The 10,237-nt window shown below is 69.4% G+C and carries 9 protein-coding genes and 3 pseudogenes; 7 read left to right on the forward strand and 5 right to left on the reverse strand.

What is annotated here, in order from left to right; all coding sequences use genetic code 11:
• Positions 1-541 (forward strand): annotated as a pseudogene (locus ABZX90_RS43320) (hypothetical protein); the annotation flags it as partial.
• 5 nt (positions 542-546) lie between these two features.
• Here ABZX90_RS43320 and ABZX90_RS43325 read toward each other — a convergent pair.
• Positions 547-1,509, reverse strand: coding sequence for an ArsR family transcriptional regulator (locus ABZX90_RS43325; protein WP_355213668.1), 963 nt, complete (start codon positions 1,507-1,509; stop codon positions 547-549).
• Between the two features lie 329 nt (positions 1,510-1,838).
• Here ABZX90_RS43325 and ABZX90_RS43330 point away from each other — a divergent pair, with 329 nt between their 5' ends.
• Positions 1,839-2,201: a hypothetical protein gene (locus ABZX90_RS43330; RefSeq protein WP_355213669.1), complete on the forward strand. Its 363-nt coding sequence runs from the start codon at positions 1,839-1,841 to the stop codon at positions 2,199-2,201.
• 623 nt (positions 2,202-2,824) lie between these two features.
• Here the strand turns inward: ABZX90_RS43330 and ABZX90_RS43335 are convergent.
• Complete coding sequence (locus ABZX90_RS43335) at positions 2,825-4,063, reverse strand: SpoIIE family protein phosphatase (protein ID WP_355213670.1); 1,239 nt, start codon at positions 4,061-4,063, stop codon at positions 2,825-2,827.
• A gap of 240 nt (positions 4,064-4,303) precedes the next feature.
• Positions 4,304-4,768 carry a DUF6233 domain-containing protein gene (locus tag ABZX90_RS43340; protein WP_355213671.1) on the reverse strand — a complete coding sequence of 155 codons (465 nt, stop codon included), beginning with the start codon at positions 4,766-4,768 and terminating at the stop codon, positions 4,304-4,306.
• A 126-nt stretch (positions 4,769-4,894) separates the two neighbouring features.
• Between ABZX90_RS43340 and ABZX90_RS43345 the strand changes: the two are divergent.
• A pseudogene (locus tag ABZX90_RS43345) lies at positions 4,895-5,019 on the forward strand (cadmium transporter); the annotation flags it as partial.
• Between the two features lie 492 nt (positions 5,020-5,511).
• Here the strand turns inward: ABZX90_RS43345 and ABZX90_RS43350 are convergent.
• A complete protein-coding gene (locus ABZX90_RS43350) occupies positions 5,512-6,051 on the reverse strand; it encodes a DinB family protein (protein WP_351133160.1) in 540 nt (179 codons plus the stop codon).
• A gap of 26 nt (positions 6,052-6,077) precedes the next feature.
• Positions 6,078-6,446 (reverse strand): metalloregulator ArsR/SmtB family transcription factor, encoded by a 369-nt coding sequence (locus ABZX90_RS43355; RefSeq protein WP_355213672.1) that lies wholly within the window; start codon positions 6,444-6,446, stop codon positions 6,078-6,080.
• A 172-nt stretch (positions 6,447-6,618) separates the two neighbouring features.
• Here ABZX90_RS43355 and ABZX90_RS43360 point away from each other — a divergent pair, with 172 nt between their 5' ends.
• The 4 genes and pseudogenes from ABZX90_RS43360 to ABZX90_RS43375 all read left to right on the forward strand — a co-directional run.
• A complete protein-coding gene (locus ABZX90_RS43360; RefSeq protein ID WP_355213673.1) occupies positions 6,619-7,998 on the forward strand; it encodes an NAD(P)-binding domain-containing protein in 1,380 nt (459 codons plus the stop codon).
• Between the two features lie 15 nt (positions 7,999-8,013).
• Positions 8,014-8,496, forward strand: a complete 483-nt coding sequence (locus ABZX90_RS43365) for an ArsI/CadI family heavy metal resistance metalloenzyme (RefSeq protein ID WP_355213675.1) — start codon at positions 8,014-8,016, stop codon at positions 8,494-8,496.
• A 3-nt stretch (positions 8,497-8,499) separates the two neighbouring features.
• Positions 8,500-9,732, forward strand: coding sequence for an MFS transporter (locus ABZX90_RS43370; protein WP_355213674.1), 1,233 nt, complete (start codon positions 8,500-8,502; stop codon positions 9,730-9,732).
• A 71-nt stretch (positions 9,733-9,803) separates the two neighbouring features.
• Positions 9,804-10,237: pseudogene (locus tag ABZX90_RS43375) on the forward strand (hypothetical protein); the annotation flags it as partial.

Here is a 10,237-nt window from a genome sequence, read left to right on the forward strand (position 1 = left end):
GGCCGCCGACCGGGCCCGCGGCATCGACCCCCGCCCCGTCGTCCCCCGCACCCTGCCCGCCACCGCGAGCGTCAGCCGCACCTTTCCCCGCCACACCCTGGACGGCGCCGCCGTCCGCGCCGCCCTCCTCGACACGGTCGTCACCCTGGCCCTCCAGCTGCGCCGCCGCGGTCAGGCGGCCCAAGGTCTGACCCTGACGCTGCGTTTCGCCGGGGGCACCAGCTGGGAGAAGACGCGCCGCCTTCCGGAGGTCTCCGCACATGACGACGACCTGCGCACGATGGCGTACCGGCTGATCGACGCGGCAGGACTCCAGCGCGGCCGGATCACCGTCATCACCCTGAAAGGCGAAGACCTGATCGCCGCCGACCGGGTCGCCGAACAGATCAGCCTCGAGCAGGCACGCGAAGCCCGCCTCGTCGCCGAAGAGGTCAGTGACCGCATCCGCGCCAAATTTGGCCCCGCTGCGATCCGTCCCGCCACCACCCTGCTGCGCGTCTCCTGGCAGCCTGTTTCTGAGCCCAGGCCCACTTTGCGTTGAGGCAGTCAGCTTTCTGTGGTGCTGGGAGAGCCGGTGAGGAGTGCGAGTCCCAGTGGGGTGCAGGAGTGCCAGATCGTCTTGCCGTCGCGGTGGGCGGTGGTGAGGTGGGCGGCGCGGAGGGCTCCGGTGTGTTCGGACACGGAGGACTTTGCCAGGTCGAGTTGGCGGGCGAGGCCGGTGGTGGTGCGTGGTCGGGTGAGCTGTTCCAGGATGGCGGCGCGGGTGCGTCCCAGCAGCGTGGTCAGGGCGTTGGTGGTGGGGTCGTCGAGGAGGGGGAGAGGGGTTACGGCCGGGTAGACCAGGAAGGTTGACTGGGCGTATCTGCCGACCAGGGGCCGTCCGGTCCAGAAGACGGACGGCAGCAGGGTGACGCCGTGCCCGTTGAGTGCGGTCTCGACGTTGTCGGTGCTGTCGAACTCGAGGGTGGTGCCCTGCCAGCGTGCCCCCGGGGCGAGGCTGGCCAGCGTCGCGCGGATGCCCTGGGCGGCCAGGAGCTGGACGCGCCAGGCGCGTTCGGCATCGAATCCGGCGCGGATGCGGTCCCATGAGCGGGCCAGAACGCCTGCGTGCGCTGCCTGTACGGCGTGTTCGAGGATCTGCCAGGCTTCCCGGTCGCGGTCGGCCAGAAGTCGGGCCCACGGGACCGGGCGGCGGCCGGCGGCGTGTACGCGGCGCAGTTCGGTGCGGACGAATGGGGTGGGGGCCGACAGGACCTGGTCGAGCCCGTCGTCGAATCCCCGGCTCAGCGGGTCCAGGAACAGCGGCCCTTTGGCCGTGGCGGGCACAAGTTCCAGCAGCGGCCCCGCGGAGCGCGGCAGGGTGTGGAGCGTCCGCCGCCGCCAGAGGGTGAACAGCGGGTCGGGCCGCTGCAGCGCCGCGATGGCGAGTGTCAGCTCGACCATGGGTGCCGGCTCGTCGGCGAACGTCACTTGCAGCAGGTCCTCGGCGGTGAAGCACAGCCGCAGCACGGTTCCCCCTCGCCCTGGTGAGTCAGTGCAGGCACCTCACAGTTCGGCCAGGAGCGAATCGAATGCATGAACCACGCTCGAACCCGATGGTGGGACAGCGGTTCCAAGCGTGAGCCGTACGTCAGAGATACGGAAGCGGCTAACCGGCCACAGGACCGCCAAGACTGCTTCCGAAAAGATCGCACCCGGCCATTGCTCGGCCGCCAGAACACCTGTGCCGAACAATGCGTCAGCCGCTGAAACTCGGTGATGCAAGCGCCTAGGGGAGTCCACCAACACCTTCGGGCCGCCGCATCACGAACGAACCGGCAACAACGAAGGAGCAAACAATGCGTATGCGTAATGTCCTGGTGTCCACGGGGTTCGGCGCCGCGCTCGCGCTCGGGACCGTGGCCGTCCCTGCCCATGCCGTCGACGGCGGGCCCACACAGTCGACAGAGTCGTCGGTGATCACCGCCGACCCCTGCCCGAACGGTGGCAGTTACTGGACCGACTGGGTTGGCGGCAAGGGCCGCGGGCACTACAAGTGCGACGGCTTCCGGGTCCGCCTCGGCATCCACTGCACGGACGGCAACTCCTACTGGAGCGGGGGCTCTGGTCAGCCCTACGCAACTTGGCGGCTGAACTACAACAGGGTGGAGTGCCCGGCGGGCTACAGCACGACCGGCACCCCCAGTCTCTACGTGCGGTAGGACGACACATCCCTGCAAGTAGACGGTAGACGCTTGACGGGCCCTGGTACCTACTACGGTGCTGGGGCCCGTAAGTGCCTGATCCTGGTGTCGACATGCCAAGCGTCGGGGGTTGGGGTTCTTGTCGGCCGGTCAGCTCGGTCATGATGGCGGGATGGACGAACGAGACTGGGCGTCATGCGCAGGCGCATCGCGACAGTCATTGGTGCCGCAGCCGCGCAGCCTTCATAGTGACCACGACTACCGCCTCCGCGGACACCGTCATCGTGGACGATCCCGACTTCAAGTATTGGCAGAGGAGCTGCGGCACCCCGGCCCAACTGCCGCCGGCGTCGGCCTGTTTCGAGATCCGAGCGTGCGTACCTGGTCTACCGGCAGCGCGATTGCCGGGCTGCCGTCCGTTGCGTGGGCGTCGAGCGTCAGCCGGACGATGTCGCCGACGCGTTCGGCCATCGAGGACGGATCGTGGCCGAACTAGGAGCAGCCGGTGTGTGCTGTGTTCGGGAGAGATGGCGAATCCGTGGGCGCCACGCGCGGTTCGACAGACAATCCCGCAGGCGCGGTCGGAGCGTTTCAGCTGGCGGTATGCGCACCCAATGGCGCATCCGCCGACGGCGCGCGGGTCATAGGCGGATGACGACCAAGGCGACGTCGTCGCGGGCGCCGCTGCGGACGCCGAGGTCCTCGAGCAGGGCATCGGCAAGGCCTTCGGGCTCGTGGTCTGGATGGCGGGTTAGCGCGTCGGTGAGGCGTTGCAGGCTGGCGTCGATGTCCTCCCCGCGGCGTTCGATGAGGCCGTCGGTGTAGAGCACGAAGGTGTCGCCGCGGGTGTAGCGCAGGTCGGCATGGGGGTGAGGGACGTGTTCGGGTCGGGCTCCCAGCGGGGGGTCGGTGGCCCGGTCGAGAAGGTCGAAGGTGCCGTCCGGGTGGAGCAGGACGGGGGGCGGGTGGCCGGCGCTGCTGTACATGATGCGGCGAGCGCGGGTGTCGACGACGGCTTGGACGACAGTGGCGGCCAGCGCACCCTCCACGTCGCGTGCGTACAGGCCCAGGACGTCCAGGGCCCTCGCGGGCCGTTCGACGGCCCGGACGACGGCGGACAACGCGCTGCGGAGCATCCCCATGACGGCGGCGGCCTCCAGTCCGTGGCCGACGACGTCGCCGACCGCGACAGCGAATCTGTCCTCGGGCAGGTCGACCACGTCGTACCAGTCGCCGCACACGTTCAGTGATCCGGCAGCGGGCAAGTAGCGCACCGCAGTGTCCCGGTGCCGGGCCAGATGTGGCGAGTGGAGCATGGCCTCCTGCAAGGTGACGGCGACCTGGCGTTCCCGAGCGTGGGCTTGGCGCAGTTCCTCGTTCAGTCGCTTGAGCTCACGCGCCCGTGCGTACAGTTCGACCTCGATCGCCTCTACGTCGCTGAGCGCCCCGCCTTCTCGCAGGCGGGGGTGGGAGCGGATGAACGAGGTCACGTCCTCTCCCCGGTGGAGGATCCACTCCACCTGCCCGTCCGGCCCGAGCACCGGGGTGTTGATCGCGGACCACCACCGCTCCTCGAACACGCCGGGCCGGTCGGCCACGGAAATGTCGTACTTCATCGGCGCCATCGTGTCCGGCTCCTTCGAGCGCAGGACCCGGTCCAGGGAGGCGTGCAGATTCCGTACCCCGTCAGCATCAGGGTCCGCCGGATTGTCAGGGAAGGCATCGAAGAGATACCTCCCGAGCAGATCCTCCCGGGTACGGCCGGTCACCCGGCAGGCCGCCTCATTGATGTCGGCGAGCACCAGATCCGGGCCCAGCACCATGCAGGGGCTGGGAGTGACGGTGAACAGCGCCTGGTAGTCGATCACCGGCCTTGCCACACGGTGCGGCGGTGCATCCTTATCAGGGCTGCTCTCGTGCCTCACCCTTACGTTCTACCGTTCGTCGGCGTCCTCGGCACCTGGGCCCGTCGCCTGCCCTCGGCCAGTAAGCACCTTCCACGTGCCCGCCTGACGACACCTCGCGGGACCGCAACGGCGCTGGCGCAACCGCGCCGAACGATTGCCCGCCCATTTTGCCGATCAGCTCGCCGACTCCGGCGATCACGGCAGGTCGCGTGATCACTCGGTTGGGCTCACCCACCTACGGAACACCCGCCCCCTAATAGAGGGTGTTGCACAAGGTCCTTCTCGGGCAGGCCGGAGTAGTGCTTGACCTGGTATTTCACTCGGTGAGGGCGAGGTCGTGCATGGTGGCGACGGCCTGGACGGCCTGGACGGCGTGGTGGAGGGGGCCGGGTCGGCGGATAAGTCGAGGATCTCCAGCGCGGTGTCGGGCTGGCAGTGGCCGCAGGCGCGTACGCCTGAGGTGAGGAGTTGGCGTGCTTCGTCGCGCGGGACGGGGCGCCTCCGTTTGCCCGCGGCGTAGCAGCCGCCCACGTGCACCTCGATCGGCGGGCGGCCGTTGCCGATGCCGAGTTCGACGACCCAGTCCGGTTCCGCGGGCCGGTTCTGGCGGCCCCGTTCCTGTTCGGCCTCCCGCTCCTCAAGGGCGGCGATCTTGGTGTCGATGCGCTGCAGCCACATGGTGTGCCATACCCGCAGGGTGAGCAGTCGCGCCAGGTCAGGCGCAGATAATCGAACATGTATGCGACTCTGAGTGTGTATGCCGCGGTGTCCCTTGTGCTGGTGACGGTGTGGTGCTTCGCGGGCCGGTTCTTCGCCACCCGCCCGGTCATCGCCAAGGCCCTGGCCCGCTGGGGCCACATCCTGCTACCCCCCTCCTGATCGGCATCGGCCTGCTCATCCTCATCGAGGGCGGTGCTTTCGGCTTGTGATCCGGCATCGTGCCCGGTCACGGGACCACAAGCGATCCGGTCGACACGAGCGATGGGCCGGTGGCGGAGTACCGGAGCGTTCGGTGAGCCGGGAAACCACATCCTGCGTGAACCAGCGGCGAAAGACCTTCACCTCAGCGGGCGTGTGCGGGACGCGCATCGCTGTCCGTGCGTGGACATCGGCCCGATCGAAGCCGGGCCGCCTTCACACCTGCGGGATCCGGATCCAGGTGGCGCTGGCGAAGGATCAGCTCGGTTCAGGAGCGGTTCAGGCTCGGAAGCCGATATCGGTTTCGTCACTTGGCTCGAAGGGGTGCCCGGCATGCGTCGCAGCCCTTGGCGTCGGCGCGCTGCTTGCCGCTGCATGCCCGTAGGCACGGCAGGCGATTCGCGGCCTTCTTCGGTGCCGCAATGGATGATGTTGGCCCTGGTCGGCTTCGCACTGACCGCCCGACAGAGAACGCAACGACGGTCGGCTCCCGCGTTCGCCCGTCAGCTTCCCGCCGTCAGGGTGAGCTGTCGGCGGTGGAAGTCGAAGTGCTGGGTCGGGTAGTGGTACAGGTCCGCGATGGTCATTACGTCGTGGAAGAAGGGGTCCCAGCGGGTGGGGTAGTGCATGCTCAGCGTGAGGTCGGATTCCTGTTCGGCGTCGAGGCGACGGTGCAGGTCGGCGATGACACGGTCGAACACCCTCCCCATCCGGCGGCGCCCGAGGACCTTCGCGCCACCCAGGGGGCCCAGGTAGTTGACGGCGTCGAAGGGCCTGGTGGCAGCGTTCAGGAGCCTGGCGAAGATTCGGCTGGCTCCGCGCGGCAGCCGCCCGAAGGTCCGTAGCAGGACCAGGAGGGGCCGGATCAGGATGTAGCCGAAGAGCATGTGGAACAGCAACTGCTCGTTGGTCCAGCGGGTGCCGTCGGTCGGCCGGCGCAGGTCGGCCTCGGTGGCGTTGTCGAGGAGCTGGTGGAACGCTGCACGGGCGCGCTCCATCTCCTCGTGGACCGCCTCGCGGTCCCCCATGGCGGACTCGCTCACCGAACCCACCTCCCACTCGAGCGTGTTCAGCCTATGGTGCCGAGCATCTGCCCCAGCGCGGCGACCACCGACGGCTCCACCCGGTAGTAGACCCAAGTGCCGCGCCGTTCGGAGCTGAGCAGGCCGGCTTCCTTGAGCTTCTTCAGGTGATGCGAAACGGTCGGCTGAGACACGCCCACGTCGGAGATGTCGCACACGCAGGCCTCGCCGCCCTCGTGCGAGGCGACGAGGGCGAAGAGGCGCAGTCGCACCGGATCGCCTAGGGCTTTGAACATCGCGGCGGTCCGCGCCGCCTCGTCGACGGTTAGCGGTCGCTCGGTCAGAGGTGGGCAGCACGGGGCCGCCATCCCGGCGACCTCAGGCTCCAGCAGCGGCAGCACCCTCGTATTCGACATGCATCTATGTTGACACACATCGAACCAACCCGGTGAGGACCGGATCGGCCGCCTTGAGCCACCCTCGCCCGATGGGTGAATTCGATGAATGTCTATGTTGACGCTCATCGAATCAGGTGCCATGCTGGCACCGCAAGCCATCGACAGATGTCGAAATAATGAGGAGTCGACCGTGAACGCGCCTGTCACCACCGATCTGCCCGTCGTCGTGATCGGAGCCGGCCCCGCCGGACTCGCTGCCGCCGCCCACCTGGTCGACCGCGGTCTCACCCCGCGGGTCCTGGAAGCCGGGCCGGCCGCCGGCGCGGCGGTGCGGGAGTGGGCGCACGTCCGGCTGTTCTCCACCTGGGGCGAGGTCACCGACCCGGCTGCCGAGAAGCTGCTGGCCCCCATGGGATGGGTGAAGCCGGAAGCGGCCACCTACCCCTCGGGCGGGGACTGGGCCGAGCAGTACCTCCAGCCGCTCGCCGATGTCCTGGGCGAGCGGGTCCGCTTCGGAGTCACGGTCACCGGTGTCTCCCGTTCGGGCCGGGACCGGATCGTGGACGCCGACCGTGAGGCCCAGCCGTTCGTCGTCCACGTCACCCACGCCGACGGCCGTGAGGAGCGGCTGTTCGCCCGCGCGGTGATCGACGCCTCCGGCACCTGGACCACCCCTGGCCCGGCCGGCGGCAGCGGCCTGGCGGCCCTCGGCGAGAAGGCCGCCTCCGACCGGATCACCTACCGCGTACCCGACCTCAAGGACCCGGCCGTCCGCGCCCGATACGCGGGCAGGCGCACCGCGGTCATCGGCTCCGGCGCCTCTGCCTTCACCGCACTCGCCCACCTCGCCGACCTCGCCAGGTCCGACGCCGGCACCGGCACCGGCACCAAGGGCGTCTGGATCCTTCGCCGGGGCATCTCCGGCTCCACCTTCGGCGGCGGCGAAGCCGATCAGCTCCCCGCCCGCGGCGCCCTCGGCCTCGCCGCCAGGGCCGCCGTCGACGACGGGCACGCCGACGCGGTCACCGGCTTCCGCACCGACGCCATCGAGCGCGCCGCCGACGGCCGCCTGGTCCTCGTCGGCGAGGACGGCCGCCGCCTCGACCCGGTCGACGAGGTCATCGTCCTCACCGGCTTCCGCCCCGACCTGTCCTTCCTGTCCGAACTCCGTCTCGGCCTCGACGAGCGCCTCCAGGCACCCGTCGAGCTGGCCCCGCTCATCGACCCCAACCAGCACTCCTGCGGCACCGTCTACCCGCACGGCGTCAACGAGCTGTCCCACCCGGAGAAGGACGTCTACCTCGTCGGCATGAAGTCCTACGGCCGCGCCCCCACCTTCCTGGCCATGACCGGTTACGAGCAGGTCCGCTCTATCGCCGCCGCCCTCGCCGGCGACCAGGAAGCCGCCGAGCGGGTCGAGCTGACCCTGCCCGAGACCGGAGTCTGCGGCGGCGCCGGCCTCTTCGACGACCCCAACGCCGCCCAAGACAACGCAGGCGGAGGCTGCTGCGCGGCCCCGACCACCCTCCAGATCGGCATCGGCACCCCGGCCACCTCAGGCGGCTGCTGACCCACCACCCCACTCATCACCAGCAGGAGGCTCGCCAGGTCCCGCGTCCAGCTCGCCCTCCGCGTCCCCGACCTCGCCGCGTCCATCGCCTTCTACACCAAGCTCTTCGGCACCGAGCCCGCCAAACTCCGCGACGGCTACGCCAACTTCGCCATCACAGAGCCCCCGCTCAAGCTCGTCCTGATCGAAGGCCCCGCAGGGGAGGCAACGCGCATGGACCACCTCGGGGTAGAGGTGGAGACGACCGAAGCGGTGCGCGGCGCTACCGCCCGCCTGGCAGAGGCAGGCCTGGCCACCGACGTGGAGAACGACACCACCTGCTGTTACGCCCTCCAGGACAAGGTCTGGGTCCACGGCCCGGGACAGGAACCCTGGGAGGTCTACGTCGTGAAGGCCGACGCCGACACCCTCACCGAACAACAGGGCAGCACCTGCTGCACCGGCCCGACCGAGGACGCGTCGGATGCATCGACGGTCTCAGCGGCAAGCTGCTGCTGACCGTTGACGACCAACCTTCAAACCAGCGGGGCCGCGACCGGAACGGGGGACCGGTCGCGGCCCCGCGCCGCGTTGCCTGCCCTGTGCCTCACCCAGATCACGAGCTGGGGCATCGTCTACTACGCCTTTCCCGTACTGAACCCACAGATCACAGCTCAGACCGGTTGGCCAGCCGGAGCGACCATGGCGGCGTTCTCCGCAGGACTGGTCGTCTCCGCCCTGGCAGGAATTCGGGTGGGGCACATGATCGACCAGCGTGGTCCGCGTGGTGTCATGACCGCGGGTTCGCTCCTGGGCACAGTGAGCCTTGCCATCGTGGCCTCCGCGCCCAACTTGCCGGTCTTCTTTGCCGGTTGGCTATTGGCAGGCTTCGCAATGGCCTCGACGTTCTACCAACCTGCCTTTGCCGCGCTCACCCGCTGGTGGGCGCCGGACCACGTCCGCGCGCTGACGATCGTCACCTTGGCCGGTGGCCTTGCCTCCACTGCTTTCGCGCCCCTGACCGCGCTCCTTTCCAACTGCCTCACCTGGCGGGGCGCATACCTAGTCCTGGCCACCGTCCTGGCGGCCGTCACGATTCCGGCCCACGCCTGGGCTCTACGCGGCCCATGGCCCGAGGCCCCGCCGCCTGCTTCCACTCATATGGCCGGCGGTGTGGCAGAGATCGCGCGCACCCGAACATTCTGGTTGCTCGCCGCAGCGTTCACGCTTTCGGCGTTCGCTATGTACGCCGTTGTCCTCGCCCTGATCCCGCTGTTCCTCGAACGCGGCTACACCACTACTCAGGCCGCCGCGGCTCTCGGTCTCGGCGGCGCTGGACAGACCCTCGGGCGCACCTTGTACGCCACCCTTGCCCGGCGTTCCGGAACCACCGCCCGAACGGTCATTCTCACCGCGCTGGGCGGCGCAACCACCGCTGCCTTCGCATTCGTCCCTGGTCCGTATGCCTTGCTTGTCGCCCTATCCCTCGCGGCCGGAATCGTCCGCGGAAACCTCACCCTGCTGCAGGCCACCGCTATAACTGACCGGTGGGGTGCGACTCACTATGGGCGCCTCTCCGGCTTGCTTGCCGCTCCCGCAACTACCGCCGCTGCCGTGGCCCCATTCGCAGGTGCCGCTATGGCCGCGCCACTCGGCAACTACAGCCACCTGTTCATGCTCCTGGCCCCCGTCTCCTTGGCCGCTGCACTTGCTGCCGCATGGACAAAGCCCTTCATCGCGAAGCGGTCCGCATAGTCCTCCGCGTATGGGTGCTGTATCGCCTGCGAGGTACGGGCCAACTGAGACAGCGAACTCTGCCTAACACGGGCGCACTGCGCTACCACGGCGTGGACGCCGCCCGGCTGGGGGAAGTGCTGCGGGTGCGGACCATCTCGAGGCTGGGCGTCGACGTCCGCGTCGGGATCGGCCCGTCCATCACCGTCGCAGCCACTGCCTCCGGCCAGATCACCGGCCCCGGCGGCGTCCTCGCCGTCACCCCCGACCAGGTCGCCGACTGGCTTGGGCCCCTTCCGGTCGAGGCCCTGCACGGCATCGGACCCCACCAGGCCCAGGCCCTCCATGACTACGGTGTCCACCGCATCGGCCTGCTCGCCGCGATCCCGCCCGCCACCGTCCAGCGCCTCCTGGGCGGCTCCGCCGGACGGCAGGCCGCCGACCGGGCCCGCGGCATCGACCCCCGCCCCGTCGTCCCCCGCACCCTGCCCGCCACCGCGAGCGTCAGCCGCACCTTTCCCCGCCA

Source organism: Streptomyces sp. NPDC002935 (genome assembly GCF_040611295.1).
Lineage (GTDB): Bacteria > Actinomycetota > Actinomycetes > Streptomycetales > Streptomycetaceae > Streptomyces.